Origin of the sequence: Ruminococcus flavefaciens (assembly GCF_900143025.1) — a bacterium.
Taxonomy (GTDB): Bacteria; Bacillota; Clostridia; order Oscillospirales; family Ruminococcaceae; genus Ruminococcus; species Ruminococcus flavefaciens_I.
On record NZ_FRCT01000003.1, the window covers coordinates 278124 to 298355 of the forward strand.

Sequence of the window (20232 nt, forward strand, 5' to 3'; positions counted from 1 at the left end):
ATATCTGTGATTATTCTCAGTTGAGCTCTACAGACTCGTCTGTTATACCGTCTGCTTTAACTTCATTGCCGCCGTTTTTCTTCTTGTTGATAAAACCGCTGATCTTTTCAATTACCATAGGAGCTTTCTCGATGGCATTGCTTATCAGGTCATTAGAACCTTCCATATTTACCATTTTAGCTGCGCCGTCAGGAGAGATAACGAGAAATCCCTCAGGCTTTATGGAAACGCCTGCACCTGCTCCGCCGCCGAACAGATCCTTATCATACTTGGAAGGAAGATCCGAACCGCCTGAAGCGAATCCGTAGCTTACCTTTGATACTGGGATTATGGTAGTTCCGTCTGGAAGCTTTATAGGCTCGCCGATAATGGCATTAACATCTGCCATTTCCTTTATTTTCTCAATTGAAATACCTAAAAGATCACTTACCGGTGTTTTGTTTGCACTCATGTTTTATACCTCACTTCTGCCTTGCGGCGGATTTTTTCATTTTACGTTTTCTGAGTTTTTCAGGTAATACTGTTCTGAAAATATATGTTATCAGGAACCATGCTCCTGCAATAACCGCTGTTCCAAGTCGGAAATAAAGCTTTCCTGCTGCGTCCCAGCGTCCCTTGGAGACACCGAAAGCAGGTCTGACATCTACGGTTTTGAGTCTTACCGTGAATAGCTGGCTGAAAAATGCTATGCCATTGTAGATAAGAGCCGAAAACTTTCCGTATTTAAGGGCACAATCGCAGGCGTCCTCGTCGGCTATCTCAAAGTCGATATAAAGATCGCGGAGCTTGAAGCCCTTGAATATCTTCAGCATAGGACGCTGTGCGCTTTCCCATATGCTTATGAGCTTTTCTATCTTATCGCTGAGAGACTTCTTTTCCTCGTCCTCAGCCTTATCATCTTCATCATCATCGCCGAATATATCATCATCAAGGTCATCGTCCTTTTTGTGCTTCGGCTTCTTTTTCTTCTTTTTTTCATCTTTGCCCGCTGCTTCCGAAACAGACTCCGAAACATCTGCCACATCGGAGACAGTGCTTTCGCTTACAGTCTCGGAGGAAACGAGCCCCTCTGCAATACTTTCAGCCTCGGGATCATTTACTGGGATATTTTCAAGTTCCTTTTCCCATTCGTACTTTTCCCGTTCCTTTTTCTTTTTGGGCTTTTTAGCTTTTACAGGCTTGGGCTTTTTCGGCTTCTTAGGTTTGTCCTTTTTCTTTGCTTTGCGCTTTTTCCACCAGCCCAAAAGACCGCCGCCCTCGGAATTCATTATATCGAATATCCAAAGCTTTACTTTATAGGTGAACTTTCCGTCGATATAGCTGAACTCTCCTCCTGCGGGAGTAATAAGAACTATGAGGATAATGCCCAAAACGGCAAGAAGTATATACAGCAGAATTTTTAGTACGATCATTCCTGCCGCTCCTTTCGTCAGTTTTCAGTATTTTGCTGTGTCTCAGCTGTTTCTCTTGCGATGAATTCGTCCTCCGTTTCCAGTACAAGGTCGCTCTGACCCGGTAAAGGCGGAAGATCGGCAGTGGAGCTAAGTCCGAAGCTTCTCAGGAAAACAGAAGTAGTCCTGTAGACAATAGGCTTTCCGGGAACGTCAAGTCTTCCTGCTTCCTCAACAAGCCCTTTTTCAACAAGATTGTTGATAACGGATGAACTGTCGATTCCGCGGACATTTTCCACGAAGCCCTTTGAAACAGGCTGGTTGTATGCGATTATTGTAAGTGCCTCCATAGCGGCATTTGAAAGCGGTGCAGATCTTTTTGTTTCAAGGGCGGCACGTACCTGCTCGGAAAAATCCTCACGGGTACACATCTGGTAGCTGCTGTCGAATTTCTTTATACAGATACCGCTGCCGTAATCCTCATATCTCTCATTGAGAAGCCTTATCATGGACGGGAGTGTACCTGCGTCAACGCCGCTTGCCTCGGAAAGGCGGTATATTTCGATTGGTTCGCCGCTTGCGAACAGGATAGCTTCTATTGCTCCGAGCTTTTCCTTGATCTCCAAGTTTTTCTCACTCCGTTCTGTTTTTCTTTGAAGAATATTTTCATATTGTCGTCGCTTATAGTAATGCGTCCGTGTCTTGTGAGTTCGAGGACAGCAAGGAAGGTAGCAACTCTCGCCGAGCGGTCGGTAACTCCAACATACAGACTGTCCATATAGACCTCTCCCGATTCATAGAGCTGTCTCAGGATATGTACTACCTTGGTCATTACCGAAACGATGCGGCGCTTTACCACGGAATTGATCTTGTTCTCAACGTGTAGCTTAGCGTGCTCGGACTTTATATTTTTCAGCGATATGGCGCTGTATGCGATCGCAAGTCTCTCAGGCTCATGTACAAGCGTATAGGTCATGTCCGCCTTTATCTTCATAGGTGTACGGACAAAGATATCTCCGCCCACATACGCCTCTGCAAGCTTCTGTGCGGCTATCTTGCAAAGCGAATACTCTATAAGAGCACCCTCCAGCTCACGCTTCATCTGCTCAGCCTCCTCCGGCTGAGGGAGAAGTGAAGCAGTCTTTATATATATCAGCCTTGCAGCCATTTCAAGGAATTCGCCTGCAAGCTCTAAATTCTGCTCATGTGCCTGATCTATATATATAAGATACTGCTCCAAAAGCTTTGATATCTCGATATCGCAGATATTGAGCTTATGCTTTGCGATAAGGCTGAGAAGCAGGTCAAGAGGTCCTTCAAATACCTCAAGCTTGAATGAAATACTTTCCATATTCTCTCCGCAACATTAATCAATTATATGGTCATACCTGAAAATATACTTCAATATCTTCAAAGTAACCTTTGAAAAATCCACATGGAAGAAGATTAGCTTATCTAATAACAGCTTTGCCCAAAGGTCTGCAAGGAAGCCTATGAGTGAAAGCTCACCGTCGGTAATGATAGCAAGGAGGAATATACCGTAAAGTATTATCCTTGACCAGTACATTATCTTCTGATAGTGACTGAAATACCAACGTCTGAACTTTGGCCATGAGAACTGATAGAATATCTGGAAGCCGTCAAGAGGAGGCAATGGCAGAAGTGCTATTACTCCAAAGCAAAGGCAGGCATAAGCCGCCTCTGACAATATAAAATATATACTTGCCAGCAAAAAAGATGAAAACGAAATACTGTAAATAAGCACTGCAAGATTTTTCAGAAGTATATACATAATGAAGTATGCCACAGGAGCTGCAAGGGAAATAAGTGTTATATCACGCTTCATATGCTTCAGATTTGAAATATCATGCTTCATTTCCATACCAAAGCCAAAGCCAAGGATTATAGTTGACATCATGCCGGCTCTGTCGGTATGTCTTCTGAAATCAAGACTCAGTCTGCCGTCACTTTCAGGCATATTATCTCCCAACATCTTCGCTACCCATGCTTTTGCAAAACAAGCCGCAGGCATCAGCGCAGTAAGAAGTATACCTCTGCTTATAAGTATAAGAATAAATCTGTAAAATTTTTCCATATATCGCTATATCTCCAATGTAATGCTATTATTTCCTTACCAGCGGTATTATCCATTCAACAGAGCTCCAGATAAGCCCCTCTACCTTTTCTATGAGCACTATTAACGGCTCACTCACCTCGGGTATATTTGCCGCAAGAAGCAGAAGCAGTATAAATGCGGTACTTATCTGACGCTGATGCGCATATATCCAGCGGTCAGCCTCTACAGGCAGAAACGCTCTTACAAGATTAAAGCCGTCCAGAGGCGGCAGAGGTATCAGATTGAACAGTGCAAGGGTCACATTTATATTCACGAACATCAAAAGCAGCATCAGCACAGCACTTAATATATTATGCTCTGTATTCATAGCACCTGAAATGCTGTCAAGAACTGCCATCTGACCTGTCTTTGTGTAATAAAGTGTGTTGAAAATCGCCGCCCCCACAAAAGCCGCAAGAATGTTTGAAAGCGGACCTGCTGCGGATACAAGGGCGTAACCTGCACGGCGATGCTTTATATTCGAGATATTGACAGGCACAGGCTTAGCCCAGCCGAAGCCCATCAGAAGCATCAGCACCAATCCTGCCAAATCAAGATGAACGAACGGATTAAGTGAAATCCTTCCCTCTTTCTTTGCCGTATCATCTCCGAGCCACTTAGCCATAAGACCGTGTGCAGATTCGTGTATTGGTATTATAAGAAGAAAAACTAATAGTCTTATGGCGTAAATAACCATTTTATCGCCGGATAATCCACCTGAGAACATTATTAATCCTTTCTTTTGCAAAGCAGAAATGCTCCGCCAATAGTTATACAATATATATTATACAACATAACGGCATATTTTTCAAGTAAAAAAAGAGATTTTACAGGTTCTAAAAAATTTTTTTGTTTTTTTTTCAAAAAACACTTGCTTTTTTTCTCATAATGTGATAGAATAATCATGTTGTATTTTTACAGGTTAGTTAAGGAGGTGCAACCTAATGGCAAAATGTGATATCTGCGGAAAGGGCGTAACCTTTGGTATCAAGGTATCCCACTCACACAGACGTTCAAACAGAACATGGAAGCCTAACGTAAAGCGTGTTAAGGCTATCGTCAAGGGTACTCCTTGTCATATCTACGCTTGCTCAAGATGCTTACGTTCTGGTAAGGTCGAGAGAGCTTGATCATGAAAAAGTAAATAAAGGGCGTTCCGGTTCGGGACGCTCTTTTTTCGTTAAACAGGCTAAAGGCTAAAAAAGGTGGTTTTTATATGACAAAGGAACAGATCGGCACTCTTTTCAAGCTCATGCTTGATTATATCCCTCCCACGCTGAAGATATTCGGCTTTACTTTACTGTGGGCTATCCCATTAGGAATGATAGTTGCACTGCTCAAAATGTGCAAATTCAAGCCAATATCATGGCTGACAAACATTTACATACTCATTATGCGAGGAACTCCCCTGCTCTTGCAGCTTTTCGTAGCACACTACTCTGTGCCGTATATTTTGCAGTGGAAAAGCTGTCCTGCCTTTCTCCATAACCTTCTCGACGGCATAGATATAAGAAGCTCAAGCTATACTTTCAATATGATACTCCTTGCATTCGCCCTTAATTATGCCGCATACTTCGCTGAAATATTCCGCGGCGGCATAGAGGCTATCCCAAAGGGACAGTACGAAGCAGCAGGCGCTCTCGGTTTCAGCCGCTCACAGACATTCTTCCGCATCATTCTCCCACAGGTCATAAAGCGCGTAGTACCTGCAAGCTCCAACGAGATAATAACTCTTGTAAAGGACACATCTCTTGCGTCTGCAATACCCTACATGGAGATAATGTACATCGCAAAGAAGCAGGTACCTACCTATGCTTCACTTATGCCTCTGTTCATGGCAGGACTCTTCTATTTTGTATTCGCAACCGTTCTGACGCTTATTTTCGGATATATCGAGAAGAAGCTCAACTACTATAAATAAGGAGATACCACAATGGCTATGCTTGATGTAAAAAATCTTTCAAAAAGCTTCGGCAGCCTTGAAGTGCTGAAGGACATCTCCTTCAATGTTGAAAAGGGCGAGGTCGTAGCAATAATAGGTCCTTCGGGAAGCGGAAAATCCACTCTTCTGCGCTGCATCAATCAGCTGGAACGTGCTGACGGCGGCATCATAAACGTATGCGGAACCGATATGCTCGTAAAGAACGCCAAAGGAAAGACTGTCTATGCCGATACAAAGACTCTCCGCGATATAAGACTCAAAACCGGGCTTGTGTTCCAGAATTTCAATCTTTTTCCGCATATGACAGTTCTGCGCAATATTACGGAAGCTCCCGTTTGCGTGCTTAAAGAGGACAAAGCCAAGGCTCGTGAAAAGGCAATGGCTCTGCTGAAGAAAATGGGACTTGAAAGCAAGGATAAGGCTTATCCATGTGAGCTTTCGGGCGGTCAGCAGCAGCGTGTATCCATTGCCCGTGCCCTTGCACTCAATCCCGATATCCTGTTCTTTGACGAGCCTACCTCTGCACTCGACCCCGAACTTACAGGCGAGATACTCAAGGTAATCAAGGAGCTTGCAAAGGACGGCATGACAATGGTAATCGTAACCCACGAAATGGCTTTTGCACGAGATGTTGCGGACAAGGTCATATTCATGGAAAACGGCTATATCGTTGAAATGGGTGCTCCCGAGCAGCTATTCGGCGAAAATGCTTCCGAAAGAGTAAAGCAGTTTTTACAGAGATTTAACACCTGAAATATCCTTACAAATGGGCGAACTTTGTTCGCCCATACGTTTTACCGTTCATCAAATTGGTGAAATTATAATATGAGAAGCATATAGGTGCATATTAAATTCATTATTTATACAAAATTCACGCAAAAGGCTATTATTTTCATACATTTTGTGATATAATAAAAAAAGCGTGATGTAATACATACGCTATTGAATATAGGTTTACATGGGGGGTAAACAATTTTAATGAACATAAAACCAATACGTAATGATTTTTTCATGTACATATTGGCTAATGTTATCAGCTCTATCGGTGTATCAATATATATTCTTATTGATACGTTTTTTATTTCCAAGGGGATGGGGGCACAAGGACTTGCCGCACTTAATCTTGCTTTGCCGGTCTTTAACTTTCTTAACGGCTTCGGACTTATGCTCGGTATGGGCGGCGGAAGCAAGTTCTCTATGCTTTATTGCAGAACTGAACGCATCGAGACAGACAGGATATTTACAAATGCGTTTATATCCATGCTTGCTGTCAGCGCAGTTTTTGAGATAATCGGCATCTTCTTTTCCAAACAGTTTACACATTTACTCGGAGCAGACACAAACGTTTTCAGACTTTCACACGATTATTTAAAAACCATATTACTATTCTCTCCTGCTTTCCTGATGAATAATATCATGGCTTGCTTCATGCGCAACGATAGTGCGCCAAAGCTTGCTATGCTGGGAATGCTGAGTGGTAGCCTTGCCAATATAATACTCGATTATGTTTTCATCTTCAAGCTCGGAATGGGCATGAGAGGTGCTGCACTTGCAACGTGTATATCGCCGTTTGTAAGCATGAGCATAATGAGTATCCACATAATCACAGGCTGGAATGCTTTCAGTCTTAGGATAATGCGTCCCTCATGGAGCGTTATTAAGGAGATAATGTCTCTGGGACTTCATTCTTTTTTCACGGAAATATCAGGCGGCTTAGTGCTCATGGTATTCAATTTCGTGATACATCGCCTTATGGGCAACACAGGTATTGCAGCCTACGGCGTCATAGCCAATATCGGTATAGTCTTTACAGCTGTATTTGTGGGACTTTCCAGCGGTGCACAGCCGCTTATGTGCCGATACCACGGCAAAAATGATGAAAAAGCAATAAACTATATCCTGTGTCTTTCAATAAGAACAGCTCTTGTCCTTGCAGCTGTTTCCTATCTGCTGATATATACTCAGACCTCGAACATCGTAAGCCTGTTCAACAGCAGCAACGACAGCAAAATGCAGTCAATAGCCGAAAACGGTCTCAAGATATACTTCCTGTTCATGCCGTTCATGGGTGCAAACACTATTATGTCGGTGTACTTTATGTCCGACGAAAAGCCTCACAGCGCACAGATAATATCCCTTCTGCGAGGTACATTTCTTGTGATACCTGCGGCTTTCATCGCCTATTTCATGCAGAGTATAGGGCTTGTATGGCTTGCTGTGCCTATATCGGAAATGCTCACAATGGTCACAGCAGTTGGAATATTCCACCTTAGAAGAAGAAAAAAGCGCATAGAAAAGCTGTGGCTCGCATACAACAAGATATAAAAAGCTCCCGAAGGAGGTCGGCAAACGGCTTCTTTCGGGATTTCTTTATGCAAAAATACAGGGCGCACAGTGTGCGCCCGTTTTCAATTATGGATCAAAGTATCTGCTCAGGTTCGCCAACAGGAGGCATAATGAAAGCAGTTGCGTCCTCAAGGTGGAATATCTTCATCTTGAAGCCTGTCTGCTCGTTGTATATCTGCTTCAGGAGCGGACTTGTTGCGTACATTGCCTCTGTGTACTTAGGATCGTCATCGAAAACTATCTTGCCGGTATATCTAAGCCATACACCGTCAGGCTTGCAGGCAACTATCTCGCAGAGAGGATTTGCCAGCATCTGTCTGTAAACTGCCTTGAAGTCACCTACTGCGAACATTACCTTGCCGTCCATTTCGATATGTGAACCGAAAGGTCTCAGCTTTGGCTGTGCTCCGTCAGTTGTAGCAATAAAGAACATTCCTGCTTCTGTTAAAAAATCGTAAAGCTTGCTCATGTTAAATAAACCTCCTTATATTACGCCCTGAGACGTTATTATCAGTCCTCAAAAAGCGGAGTTGAGAAGTATCTCTCGGCTGTGTCGGGGAGAATAGTAACTACGGTCTTTCCCTCACCCAGCTTTTCGGCAAGCTTCAGAGCTGCCGCAACATTGGTTCCGCTTGAAATGCCGCACATTATGCCTTCCTTTGCGGCTAAGTCCTTTGCTGTCTGTATAGCCTCCTCGTCAGTAACTATATATATGTCATCATAGATCTTCTGGTTGAGTATATCAGGGATAATGCCGTCGCCTATGCCCATTTGCAGATGAGTTCCGATGTTACCGCCCGCAAGGATAGCTGCATTCTCAGGCTCCACAGCCCATATGACCATATCCGGGTACTGAGCTTTCAGAGCCTCACCGATACCTGTGATAGTACCGCCTGTACCAATTCCCGAACAGAAGCCGTCTATTTTAACTGCGGTCTGCTCCAGTATCTCCAAAGCTGTATGATACTTATGAGCTCCGATATTATTAACATTGCAGAACTGCTGAGGAACGAACACATTCTCGTCCTCCTCTGCCATTTTCAGTGCAGTATCAAGACAGGTCTGTATGCATTTTCCGATATCTCCGTCATCGTGAATAAGAATTACCTCTGCACCGTAGTGATTAACAAGCTTTCTGCGCTCCTCACTTACAGAGTCGGGCATGATAATAATTGTTTTGTAGCCCTTTACTGCTCCCACAAGAGCGAGACCTATTCCCTGATTTCCGCTGGTAGGCTCAACTATTATCGTTCCCTCATGTATCTTGCCTTCTCTTTCGGCATGGCGAACCATATTGTATGCTGTACGGGTCTTTATAGAACCTCCTACATTAAGTCCCTCGAACTTTACAAGAACATCTGCGCTTCCTTTTTTGTTCATTCGGTTAAGCTTTATCATCGGAGTGTGTCCGATAGCTTCCAGAACATTATTATAAATCATCTCATGATCTCCTTACGTCAAATTTACATAGCAATATAATTATACTATAATTCCGAGTAAAAGGCAAGGGCTTTTTTCAAGTTATTCTACAGCAACAAATTTGCACACGGAAATACTACGCCTGATCTATTGAAGCGATAAGCCTTGAATTCTTATAGAGCTTAATGATATATTCTTTTTCGGGATCAAGACGATATTTCAGTTCTTCACCTTCGATGTCGGATACCTGAGCAATATATCTGAAACTGCTGTCCTCAAGCACACTGAACCTATAGACTATACCTTTACTTCTCCGCCAGCCTCTTTTTACGCGTCTGTACGACAATATATCAGTATCTATCCTACAGCCTTTCACACGTACCGTAATGGTCTCACCCTGTTTCATATCCATGAATGTATCGCCAACAAAGCCGATATAGGATATATTATCGATCGAAGAAAGACGGTTTATCTCTCTCTGTGTATGGAAAGCCGATGCACGTACACCCATTGACAGATAAATAAGCAATGCCAGCACATAGGTCACAACAAAAGCCGCATACCTGCCTGCTTTACTGTGTTTTTTCACATCATTTTTGACTGTTTCATTCTTGTGGCAATCCTTGTACGCACCTTTTTCGTGTTCATCATTGAAAAAGATACGCATTACTTTCCAGACAATGATACCCAAAGCCACATCAGCTGCAAATCCGAATATAACGCGAAGAAGCGAAAAAACAAAGACTGCCCTCAGCCCTTCCTCACCTGTCATAACATCGGGCTTGAAAAAAATACGATGAAGTATCGAAACAAGAAAAGCAGCGATCGCCATACACGTAGATATTTTGTCTTTTCTCGCCTTTTTTGCTGCACGTTCGGCAGCTTCTTTTCTGTGTCGGTCTCTTTCTCGTCTGTTCATATATTATAAGCCACCCTCTTTTTCCTTATCCCACAATTCCTCATAGGACTTGAAATTATCGGGATACCAGAAAACGGAAGTTTTTTCATATGTATTCTCCGCGTCAACGAGCACCTTCCACCTCACGACCTTGTACGTAAGAGCCGTATAAGTGCGCGTTCCGCCGTCTTTATACGCACCTGTCGGTACAGGAACGAAAAGTACCGCAATAATAAGTAGAACAAGTGATACAATGATTATCTTCGTCTTTTTCTTCATATTATCAGGCACTCCTTTCACGCTGATAGTCAAATGGGCAGATAAAATCTGCCCGTTTTTGTTTTATGATATGTAATAGAGCTGTGAAATTGCAGTTTGAGACAAATCTGCGGCATTTAACACCGCAATTCTCAATTCACACATTGCTTATTCTTCGGCAGAAGCAAACTGACTTTCGTGACGAGTGAAGAAGTCTGTTCTCGGAGGCAGGAACTTCAGCTTGTGATCGTTGCCTGTAAAGTATGTAAGAGGTTCAAGGATAGTATCCCATGACCAGATACGCTCATCGACTTCAAGATACTCGCGGAGCTTCTCTGTGCCGAAAGGAGCCATCGGGTGAAGGAGTACGCCTGCAATACGTATCATATAGAACAGATTTGCAAGAGCCTGCTTCAGAGCCTCCTTATCGGGATACTCGCCTGTAAGCGCCTTTGCCATGTACTTGCTTCCGTTACGGATATAGCTGTCAAGCACATAAGTACACTGGTGGAACGCGAATTTTGACATATGTCTCTCGTAATCGAGCACAGCCTTCTTTGCATCAGCAAGGAATTTCTCCTCGGGAGCATTATTCGGCATAACGCCATCAAGCTCCTTCTGACAGGTATAGAAAGCAGTACGTATCATACGGTTGTATACGTTTGAAAGGAGGAGTCCGTCCTTTACAACAGGATCTGCGTCCTCGGGCTTAGCATCGGGATTATAAGGCTTAGGCATAAAGCTTACCGAACGCTGTCCAAGACCAAGTCCAAGCCAGTGCATACGAAGCTGCTCGGGAGTATAGTGGTTCAGCAGATCATCAGCCATAGGCGGCTTAACTGCACCTGAGCTCGAAGCCTTCTTGTCAAGGAAAAGGATATGGTGATTAGCCACGATAACAGGGAGCTGTAACTCTCCGTCGGCAGGTGAAGCAGTCTTTGTGTCGCTCTCCTGCTGTGCCATCCACATTGCAGGCTCGGCAATACCGTAGAAGTAGATATTATCCTGTCCGATGAACTGATATACAGTTGAATCCTTGCTGCACCAATAATCGCGCCATTCTTCCTTGTCGTGACCGATAGACTCCAGATAAGTCTCGGTAAAGGAGATAGGAGCCCAGAGAGACTCAGGCCATACCCATACTGTAAGTCCCTCAACGCCGTCCATAACAGGTGCAGGAACGCCCCACTCGATATTACCTGTAAGACGGAAAGGAACAAGGGTCTTGCCCGTTCTGTAACGTATGCCGTTCTCAGTAAGTATGCGGCAGGCTTCATCACAGTCTGAAAGCTTTGTGAACTCTATTGTGAATGAAGGCTTCTTAGGTTCTTCGAGGTAGTTGTGCTCAGGCATAGAAGCCTTGATGCTCATGTACTTTTCCTCAAATTCACGCTTTATGTAGATAACAGGGTTCTTTAAGAACTCGTCGATAGTTTTCCATACAACAGGACGGATATCCTTGCGCTTTTTAAGCTCCTCAACCCAGTCCTTCATAAGCTGCTCGTAGTCGCGGAGCTTGAAGTACCAGTTGGTTACAGGCTTCATAGTCGGAGTCTCACCTGTAAGAGTGCTGACAGGATTTATAAGGTTCTCGGGCATATACTGATGACCCATATCGCACTCGTCTGCATAGCCCTTTTCGGAAGTACAGCCGTCTACAGGACATTTACCTATGACCTGTCTGCCGTTGAGGAAAACTCCTGCCTTCTCGTCGAAGAACTGCATTGTAGTTATCTGATTAAGCTGACCCTTCTTGTGGAGAGAGCTTATGAAACGGTCGGTTACAGAAGCGTGAATCTCCTTTGAACGTCCCAGACCCGAAGCAGCAAAAAGGTTCGGAGCAATACCGTAAGCGGCAAGCGTATCCTTCTGCTTGTTGTGGTTTCTCTGAACGAAGTCCTCCAGCGAGCCCTCAAACTCGCCGTTCTTCACCTTTACTCTCCAGCCCTCTGCAATAGGAGAGCCGTAGCAGTCAGTACCGCTGACAAATATAACATTTTCCTTGCCGATACGGTCTCTCAGGAAACGTGCATAGGTATCCGCAAATACCAGCATACCGCCAACGTGACCGAAGTGAAGCTCTTTATTTCCGTATGGCATACCGCCTGTAACTACTGCCCTTTTCGGGAACACAGGACGTGGGATCTCAAAATTTTTCTTTTCTTTATTGTCTGACATTTTATTTTCCTCTTTTCATATTGACATGAAAAAATGTATCTGATATAATAATTTTGAAAGCAGAAATGCTATCAGAGATGAGGGAACCTCCGCTATACTGGGCAGAGGCACTCCCTCATCTTTTTTTGTAGGGGAGCCCGCCCTCGGGCTCCCGTCAAAATTAATATGTGCTCCATGCGGGAGGGCGAGAGCGCCCTCCCCTACACATGGGTTTGATATATTTGCATTGTAACCTGCGGACGACCAATGGTCGTCCCTACAGTGTGTCATTTATAATTTTTGTGTAATTGACAGGGCGATGTGGGCATCGCCCCCTACAGATCGTCATTTGTAATTCTTACGTTAGGCACGGACTGCCAAAGGCAGCCCCTACAGCTCGTTCATGTTAATTACATTGTAAGGCACGGGCGCTCGGAAAGCGCCCCTACTAAGCACTAATCACTGCTCAGGCGAACGCCTGAAGTCTTTTGCGTGTTATCTCCTCGCCGAGAACGTGGCTCACTTCCCAGATATCTGGAGCATTTGCGTGTCCTGTGAGAGCTATACGGAGCATATTTGTGATATGAACGATACTTCCCTTGAACTGGTCGGGATTTTTCTTGTAGTCCTTTGGCTTTACAGCAAAACCCATTTCCTCGGTTATAGCCTTTACCTTGTCGAACCATGCGGCACTGTCGTCGTTATGGTCGTAGCTTGCAAGATACTTGCCGAAGAACTCCTTAACTGTAGCTTCATCGCACTCTCCGGGCATAGGGTCTGTTACCTTGAAGGTCTCGTCATAGTAGAAGCTCATAAAGTCACAAGCCTGCTTCCATGTCTCGATATCTCTTCTCGGCTTTGCACCCCCTCTGCCTACATTAAGAGCAGCGAGAGTTCTCTCGGGATACTTGTTTATAAGTGCTGCAAAGTCATTGTCGTACTCATTGCACCATTCAAGCCAGCCGTCATAGACCTGCTGTGCAGACATACGGCAGATAACGTTCTTTGAAATATCACGGAGCTTGTCAAGGTCCACAAGTGCACCCGATACAGACATTTTTTCCAGTGTGTACGGGAAATCGTGATAATCAGTTTCAGGGTTAGCGATGCGCCACTCCTCATAGTTTGAATTGAGGAGAGTGAGAAGGAATTCCCAGATAGCGTCCCTGCTGATGCCCTCCTGCTGATAATAAGAGAGTGCAAGCTCAGGGTCCTTACGCTTTGAAAGCTTACGCTTTCCGCCTGTTTCCTCATCTATCTTCATAAGTGTAGCTGTATGACAGTACTTTGGCTGCTCCCAGCCGAGAGTGTTGAAAAGCTCAACGTGCATAGGAAGTGATGATATCCACTCCTCACCGCGTACTACATGAGTTGAACGCATAAAGTGGTCGTCAATAACATGAGCAAAATGGTAAGTCGGTATACCATCGCTCTTGAGGAGAACGAAGTCCATATTATTTCTCGGCATTTCCAGTTTTCCGCGGATAGCGTCCTCAACAGCGATAGTTTCATCGGTCTCCTGACCTCTGAAACGGAGCACCCACTCTTTGCCAGCTTCGATATTTGCCTTTACTTCATCAAGAGTAAGGTCGCGGCACTTTGCATACTTGCCGTAAACTCCTGGATTTTCCTTGTTTGCAGTCTGCTGCTCGCGGACAGCCTCTATCTCCTCTGCTGTCATAAAGCAAGGATAAGCAAGTCCTCTTTCGGTGAGAAGCTTCGCAAATACGTGGTATATCTCCTTACGCTGTCTCTGACGGTAAGGACCGTAATTTCCGTTGTCACCCTCAGCTGTAGCACCCTCGTCAAAGTGTACGCCAAAGTAGTCCATAGCGTTGATGACAGTCTCAACAGCTCCCTCGACCTCACGTTTGTTGTCGGTATCCTCTATTCTAAGGAAGAAAACGCCGTTTGACTGATGAGAGATACGCTCACCTATGATAGCGTTGTAGAGATTTCCCAGGTGTACAAATCCTGTTGGACTTGGTCCGATACGTGTTACGCAAGCTCCCTCGGGAAGCTGTCTCTCTGGGAAACGAGCCTCAATGTCCTCGGGAGTGTCCTTAACATCGGGAAAAAGGTAGTCTGCAAGTGCTTTATAATCCATAGTATCAATCCTTTGTAAAATTTCCGCCTGCCAGCTGACAGACACATTTAAATTATTATATCACATATCTGCTGTAAAGTCAAATTTTAAAGGAGAGATATTGCAAAAAATGTCAGACCTGAAAAGACATAAAAAAGCTCCACTTTTCAGGGAGCTTTTTTATTTCTGTTACTTTACTTCAAGAAAACGCACAAGCATATTCCATGTTACGCAGTCCACACAGCCGCTTTCGGTAAGTCCGCAGCACTTCTGAAAGCTCATGACTGCTTTCTCAGTCATTTCGTCATACTCGCCGCACACACTTACTTTTGGCATATTATCATACCACGCAGCAGCTTTCCAGAGCATCGCTTGTATGATGTAGATAAGCTCGCCGCTGTCACCACGCGATGCGCGGTAGCTTCTTGACGGAAAAGCGCGGTATGGCTCGGGATCACCGTCGAGATAGTTCCTGTAAACATGAACTATCCTGCTCCATGTTGCAGGGTCAGTCTCGCCTGTAACGGGAAGTCCGTATTCACGCTGAAAGGCTTCTACAGCCTTTGCAGTCTCCCTGTCGTAAACTCCGTCGGGCAATATCTGGGGTATGCGCTTGTCAAAAAGGGATATACCATAGAGATATCCCTGTAATTCGCGGATATGCTCCGTTTTCTGTTCATCAGTATATGGCATTATATCATCTCCTTTTGTATTATAATAAGTAGTTTTTTGGCTATATTTCGTTCACTCTTATTTTTTCTCCTTTCACTCTTATTTCGTTGTTGATACGCTCAAAAGTGTGTAGAATAACAACTGTAAGATAAATACGGGAAACACCGTATAAAAAATTGTTCTATATTGAAAGGAAGAAAAAAACATGAAAAAAACATTTAAAAAGGCACTCTGTACCACTCTCGCAGCTGCATCACTCACAGCATTCGTAACTATCCCATCAACTGTAAACACACCTGAGTCCGGCTCTTCACTCGTTAACGTTATGGAAGCTGATGCAGCAAACGCACTCAAGTATTTCAATTGCTGTTTCCGTTTTGCTCCTGACGGAAAAAACTACAATGTTACAGCATACGACTTCAAACTGCTGAAAGACTTGAATGCAAGAAAAACACCTGACGGTGCAACTATCAAGAAGTACAAGAAGGGAAGCGTTGTTCGTATTTCTACGATCAGATACGAAGAATACACAAAAAAGGAATTCCGTGTATGGGGATATTCTGCAGGTGAAGGTGCATGGTTCTGTCTCAACAGAACATACTGCGGTCCCGAGAACCCATGGCCATGGACAGAAGATCAGGCAGAATGCATCCATAAAACATATGGCAAGGATATAACAAAGTTCCTTAATATGGTATCTAATCAGTCAAATGAACAGTTTTTCGACAATTTAAAATCAAATCCAGCAATACTGGTACATCCATTCAAGACTCCTCTCGGTTTGCGCGTAGAATTTGATATACAGAAGTAATAGTAAAGATAATCTCTCCCCTCCCCGTGAGGGGAGTTTTTATTATCAGGCATACACGGGCGGATATTATCCGCCCCTACTTAATTTCTCGGACGCGCAATGCGCGTCCCTACACGCTAACGGCTAAAGGCTAAGGGCTATTTGATAGTGTATCCCGGGTTCTGATAGGGGCGCTTATCGAAGCCATAGCGCAGGTCGGAGTAAACTCCTGCTATACTGTCCCATGTTACAGCTCCGACGATGCCAGAGGGCTCTATGCCGAACTGACGCTGAAAAGCCGTAACGGACTGCCTTGTAAGAGGACCGAAATAACCCGTATCACTTACCGCAGGTATACTTGGATAGCTCCTGTTGATATAGGTAAGATACTGCTGTATTATCTTCACCGACTCACCGCTTGCACCCTCGCGCAGAACAGTGTTAGGATAAAGCGCAACATAGGTATACTGCGGCGGAACACTCTCCACTATACCTTGATATGCACGAAAAAGGTCATTCCTTGTGGCTCTGTCAACTACTCCCGTCTGAGGAAGTCCGAACACTCTCTGGAACGACTTCACCGAACGCTCGGTCTGTTCGCCGAAATATCCCGTTACCTCCACAGGCATCACAGCCTCATAGTACGCTCCGATTACCGCAAGATAGTATTGCAGCATACTTACCTCTATGCTCTGCATACCTATCCGCAGTTCTTCCTTGAACTGCGGCGATATCTCCTCAAATCTCAGTCCCTCTGAGTCGAGCTCCGCAAGCCGCTTCACACTGGTATATATGTAGCTTATCCTGTACCATGTGGCCGCATTTACCGTACCTGTGACCTCAAGACCGAATATCTGCTGAAACTTCCTTACAGCGTTTTCGGTAGCAGTGTCAAATATGCCGTCTGCCGCAGGTATCTTGGGTATCGCAGGAAAATTCCGCGATATACGGTTCAGCCATACCTGTATGAACTTCACATCGTTGCCGAAGGAGCCGTTTTTCAGCTCTGTATCGGAATATGATGGCATAGCCGTCTTAACGGGGGCATTCTTTACAATGTCGATATTTTCGCCATAATAGTATTGCAGTATCTCATATGGCGTAAGACCGCGGTTTGCAAGAGTCACTGTCCCCCATTGCGAAAGACCCTCGCAGGTGGTGGTAGTACCATTGCAGAACGCCGTAAATAGCGGTTCAACGCTCCCCTGCCGCCTGACATAGTCGTTGAAAAGCTCATCTACAAGATAGCTTATATTCTCGAAATACTCCCGACCGTTTATAAACTTCTGGTCATATTGAGTCGTAGCAGTTATGTCAAAATCATAGCCGCGAGAGCGATACCACTCTGTATAGATACGGTTGAGTGCAAATGAAACTATGGCGTAGATATTGGCTCTGAGAGCATTTTCCGGCCATGTTGGGTATATTTCGCTGGAGGCTACATTCTTGATATACGAAGCAAATCCCACCGTTACATCGGGAGCATTAGAATCAGGAGTCCCGAGATGCACCGTTATAGTCTCAGGAATAAACGGAGTGCCTGTAAGCATCTGTCACTCCTTTCCGCCGCCGAAGCTGGGCTCTGCATTGTAAATTGTAGCAGTTTCGTCAGAGCTGTTCATCATAAGCGGCACAGGTATCAGGTTGAAATTCTGAACTGAGGTTATGCCCGAAAAAACAGGAACATCTACACTCCTTGCCTTAAAGAAGCCATCTGCGGTCACTGTGATGTCAAAAAGATTATAGGGGCGTTCATCGGGAGAAGGCGACTGAGAATGTACAAGGTCGGGAACAGGCAGTGTAAATTTCGGCGCGGTACCGCTTTCGTTCGTAACTCCCGAAGCAAGTACCAGCCTTTTTCCGTCAACTACAGCCGTTACCGCGACCATAGCACCTGCAACCGCCGATGTATCGTCACCTGTGCGCACATTAACCTGTATATAGCCTTTTTCAGTACCAAGGAGCTCCTCTGCATCATACTCGGGAGGTTCACTGTCATTATTTGTATCTGTACCGAAGTCCGTATCCAGCTCAGAAAGGTCAGGCTCGGGAAAACGGCTGTTGTAGTCCTCTGCCGAGCCGTTCGAGTCTTCTTCGGTATAGTCCGCATAAGCCGTATCGTCCCGAGCATTTTCATCTACCTGATTTTTCTCCACAGGCTCTGCATCATATTCTGTATCTGCTTCAGGCAGTTCCTTTGATATTTCGCTTGGAGAAGTGCTCCTGCTGTAGAGCTTCATCATCTCCTGCTTGTATTTTTCCATATCGAGATTACCGTTATTCATATTATCTCCTCCTGCTAAAGCATATGCGGCAATTCAGCACATAATGCATTTATATTTGCATCGTTACTGGCTGACGCGCAATGCGCGTCCCCAAAATCTCAGCTCTTAGTTCTTAGCTCTACTCACTCTCCACCCTACTAATTACACATAATCGTTGATTTCTTAATGATAATATGTTATACTTATAAACGCAGTAATTTTTAAATGTAATACAGGAGATATTTATGAAAAAAACATCGGTCAGCACCAAAACTGAAAGAAAACCTCTGCCAAAGATACTCAGGAATAAATGGTACTTATACATCACGGAATTTTTCGCAGGAATGTCCGTTATGGCTGTAGAGCTGGGAGCAAGCAGGCTCCTTGCACCATATTTCAGTTCGTCGCAGATAGTATGGACTATTATCATCGGCACTATAATGATAGCTATGGCTCTCGGAAACATCTACGGCGGCAGAAGCGCCGACAAAAATCCCGATCCCGACAAGCTGTACGGACGCATACTGATCGCCTCCGTATGGATAGCCGCTGTGCCGTTTATCGGCAAGCTTGCTATTGCAGGTATCGCAGGGCTCCTCGTCATAACCATCAACACCAATTTTCTCATATGGGCGGCATTTCTCACCTGTATGATCGTATTCGTATATCCCCTTTTCCTGCTTGGCACAGTTACACCCTCTCTGGTCAAATATACCGTAGACTCCCTCGATGACAGCGGAAAGACCGTAGGAACCCTCGGTGCGGCAAATACTATCGGCTCTATCATCGGAACCTTCGTCCCCACTTTTATTTCTATCCCTGCTGTGGGAACAGCCGTTACTTTCCTTATTTTCGCAGGAATAATGCTTGTTATCGGTCTTATATACTTCATAAGCTCAAAAAGCGGAGCTGTAAAAACAGGAATAGCCGCTGCACTTTTCATAGTCTGCTGCTTTACTTCGCCGATAATGGGTTTTGCCTTCTGGGAAAAAGGGCTTGCCTATGAGGGAGAGTCTGTTTACAACTACTTGCAGGTCAGTGAGGACGACAGCAGCGTTTATCTCTCAACGAATGTACTTTTCGGAGTACAATCCGTATACGTCAAGTCAGGCGAACTTTCGGGAATGTACTACGACTATGCTATGGCAGCTCCCCTTATGACAGCTTCTCCCGATAATGCTGATATGCTTATCCTCGGCATGGGTACAGGCACATACGCAAAGCAGTGCACCAATTATTTCAGCAATATCACCGCTGAAGGAGTTGAAATAGACGACAAGATAACCGATCTTGCCCACAAGTACTTCGATCTGCCCGAAAATATAAAAGTGACTACCTATGACGGCAGAGCCTTTCTAAACGGCTGCGACAAGAAATATGATATAATCATGGTGGACGCTTATCAGGATATCACTATCCCTTTCCAGATGTCCTCAAAGGAGTTTTTCACCCTTGTAAAAAAGCACCTCAAGGATAACGGAGTAATGGTGGTAAATATGAATATGCGCTCTGAAAGTGCCGACGGCATCAACAGCTGGCTCGCTGACACCATTTCTTCCGTATTCGGCAATGTTTATACTGTTGACGTTGAAACTTCCACAAACCGTGAGCTTTTTGCCTCAGACAACGCCAATATCACCGAGCTTCTTGACAAAAACATCGCTTCACTGACAAATAATGATCTCCATAATCTTATGAAGTATGTCAGCACTTCTCTTGTGAAATACGATGCGGGAGACCGCATACTAACCGATGACAAGGCACCCGTTGAGCTTCTTGGAATGAAAGTCATCGACGATATAATACAGGAGGAGCTCGTATACTATAAAAAAGCCTTCGCAGAAAAAGGCATAAAGGGATTGCTTGAATAGTGATAAAAATAAAGGTGTACTC

21 protein-coding genes are annotated in these 20232 nt (G+C 44.6%); 6 read left to right on the forward strand and 15 right to left on the reverse strand.

Annotated features, from left to right (window positions below; all coding sequences use genetic code 11):
- Positions 1–16 precede the first annotated feature (16 nt).
- From BUB28_RS05045 to BUB28_RS05070, 6 genes are read right to left on the reverse strand one after another with little or no spacing between them, the layout of a single operon-like run.
- The gene (locus tag BUB28_RS05045; protein ID WP_072949471.1) at positions 17–451 is read right to left on the reverse strand and encodes a GerW family sporulation protein; all 435 of its coding nucleotides are present in this window, start codon (positions 449–451) and stop codon (positions 17–19) included.
- A gap of 10 nt (positions 452–461) precedes the next feature.
- Entirely contained in the window at positions 462–1412 is a 951-nt protein-coding gene (locus BUB28_RS05050) for a hypothetical protein (RefSeq protein ID WP_072949473.1), read from the reverse strand.
- A 17-nt stretch (positions 1413–1429) separates the two neighbouring features.
- The gene (gene scpB / locus BUB28_RS05055; protein ID WP_072949474.1) at positions 1430–2017 is read right to left on the reverse strand and encodes an SMC-Scp complex subunit ScpB; all 588 of its coding nucleotides are present in this window, start codon (positions 2015–2017) and stop codon (positions 1430–1432) included.
- The gene (locus BUB28_RS05060; protein WP_072949476.1) at positions 1987–2742 is read right to left on the reverse strand and encodes a segregation and condensation protein A; all 756 of its coding nucleotides are present in this window, start codon (positions 2740–2742) and stop codon (positions 1987–1989) included. The genes scpB and BUB28_RS05060 overlap by 31 nt, the downstream gene beginning before the upstream one ends.
- Before the next feature lie 15 nt (positions 2743–2757).
- Positions 2758–3486 carry a zinc metalloprotease gene (locus BUB28_RS05065; RefSeq protein WP_072949478.1) on the reverse strand — a complete coding sequence of 243 codons (729 nt, stop codon included), beginning with the start codon at positions 3484–3486 and terminating at the stop codon, positions 2758–2760.
- Between the two features lie 28 nt (positions 3487–3514).
- The gene (locus tag BUB28_RS05070; RefSeq protein WP_139277510.1) at positions 3515–4255 is read right to left on the reverse strand and encodes a site-2 protease family protein; all 741 of its coding nucleotides are present in this window, start codon (positions 4253–4255) and stop codon (positions 3515–3517) included.
- A gap of 196 nt (positions 4256–4451) precedes the next feature.
- Here BUB28_RS05070 and rpmB point away from each other — a divergent pair, with 196 nt between their 5' ends.
- The 4 genes from rpmB to BUB28_RS05090 all read left to right on the forward strand — a co-directional run bounded on the left by rpmB (position 4452) and on the right by BUB28_RS05090 (position 7774).
- The gene (gene rpmB, locus BUB28_RS05075; protein WP_019678047.1) at positions 4452–4637 is read left to right on the forward strand and encodes a 50S ribosomal protein L28; all 186 of its coding nucleotides are present in this window, start codon (positions 4452–4454) and stop codon (positions 4635–4637) included.
- A gap of 86 nt (positions 4638–4723) precedes the next feature.
- Complete coding sequence (locus BUB28_RS05080; protein ID WP_072949481.1) at positions 4724–5428, forward strand: amino acid ABC transporter permease; 705 nt, start codon at positions 4724–4726, stop codon at positions 5426–5428.
- Positions 5429–5440: 12 nt separating this feature from the next.
- Positions 5441–6202 carry an amino acid ABC transporter ATP-binding protein gene (locus BUB28_RS05085; protein ID WP_072949483.1) on the forward strand — a complete coding sequence of 254 codons (762 nt, stop codon included), beginning with the start codon at positions 5441–5443 and terminating at the stop codon, positions 6200–6202.
- A 225-nt stretch (positions 6203–6427) separates the two neighbouring features.
- A complete protein-coding gene (locus BUB28_RS05090; protein ID WP_072949484.1) occupies positions 6428–7774 on the forward strand; it encodes an MATE family efflux transporter in 1347 nt (448 codons plus the stop codon).
- A gap of 94 nt (positions 7775–7868) precedes the next feature.
- Here the strand turns inward: BUB28_RS05090 and BUB28_RS05095 are convergent, their stop codons facing one another.
- From BUB28_RS05095 to BUB28_RS05125, 7 genes are all read right to left on the reverse strand, one after another.
- Positions 7869–8264: a pyridoxamine 5'-phosphate oxidase family protein gene (locus BUB28_RS05095; RefSeq protein ID WP_072949486.1), complete on the reverse strand. Its 396-nt coding sequence runs from the start codon at positions 8262–8264 to the stop codon at positions 7869–7871.
- A gap of 41 nt (positions 8265–8305) precedes the next feature.
- The gene (gene cysK / locus BUB28_RS05100; RefSeq protein WP_072949488.1) at positions 8306–9235 is read right to left on the reverse strand and encodes a cysteine synthase A; all 930 of its coding nucleotides are present in this window, start codon (positions 9233–9235) and stop codon (positions 8306–8308) included.
- A 115-nt stretch (positions 9236–9350) separates the two neighbouring features.
- Positions 9351–10133: a hypothetical protein gene (locus BUB28_RS05105; RefSeq protein ID WP_072949490.1), complete on the reverse strand. Its 783-nt coding sequence runs from the start codon at positions 10131–10133 to the stop codon at positions 9351–9353.
- A 3-nt stretch (positions 10134–10136) separates the two neighbouring features.
- The gene (locus tag BUB28_RS05110) at positions 10137–10391 is read right to left on the reverse strand and encodes a hypothetical protein (RefSeq protein WP_072949492.1); all 255 of its coding nucleotides are present in this window, start codon (positions 10389–10391) and stop codon (positions 10137–10139) included.
- A 147-nt stretch (positions 10392–10538) separates the two neighbouring features.
- Positions 10539–12548, reverse strand: a complete 2010-nt coding sequence (locus tag BUB28_RS05115) for a class I tRNA ligase family protein (RefSeq protein ID WP_072949494.1) — start codon at positions 12546–12548, stop codon at positions 10539–10541.
- A gap of 445 nt (positions 12549–12993) precedes the next feature.
- Complete coding sequence (locus tag BUB28_RS05120; RefSeq protein WP_072949496.1) at positions 12994–14634, reverse strand: glutamate--tRNA ligase; 1641 nt, start codon at positions 14632–14634, stop codon at positions 12994–12996.
- 168 nt (positions 14635–14802) lie between these two features.
- The gene (locus BUB28_RS05125) at positions 14803–15306 is read right to left on the reverse strand and encodes a peptidoglycan-binding domain-containing protein (protein ID WP_072949497.1); all 504 of its coding nucleotides are present in this window, start codon (positions 15304–15306) and stop codon (positions 14803–14805) included.
- 184 nt (positions 15307–15490) lie between these two features.
- Between BUB28_RS05125 and BUB28_RS05130 the strand changes: the two genes are divergently transcribed.
- The gene (locus BUB28_RS05130; protein ID WP_072949499.1) at positions 15491–16096 is read left to right on the forward strand and encodes a hypothetical protein; all 606 of its coding nucleotides are present in this window, start codon (positions 15491–15493) and stop codon (positions 16094–16096) included.
- 137 nt (positions 16097–16233) lie between these two features.
- Here BUB28_RS05130 and BUB28_RS05135 read toward each other — a convergent pair whose 3' ends face one another.
- Both BUB28_RS05135 and BUB28_RS05140 read right to left on the reverse strand, forming a co-directional pair.
- On the reverse strand, positions 16234–17625 hold the full coding sequence (locus BUB28_RS05135; protein ID WP_072949501.1) for a peptidoglycan-binding protein: 1392 nt from the start codon (positions 17623–17625) through the stop codon (positions 16234–16236).
- A 3-nt stretch (positions 17626–17628) separates the two neighbouring features.
- Entirely contained in the window at positions 17629–18360 is a 732-nt protein-coding gene (locus BUB28_RS05140; protein WP_242939935.1) for a carboxypeptidase regulatory-like domain-containing protein, read from the reverse strand.
- A gap of 224 nt (positions 18361–18584) precedes the next feature.
- Between BUB28_RS05140 and BUB28_RS05145 the strand changes: the two genes are divergently transcribed.
- Entirely contained in the window at positions 18585–20210 is a 1626-nt protein-coding gene (locus BUB28_RS05145; protein ID WP_072949505.1) for a spermidine synthase, read from the forward strand.
- Positions 20211–20232: the final 22 nt, after the last annotated feature.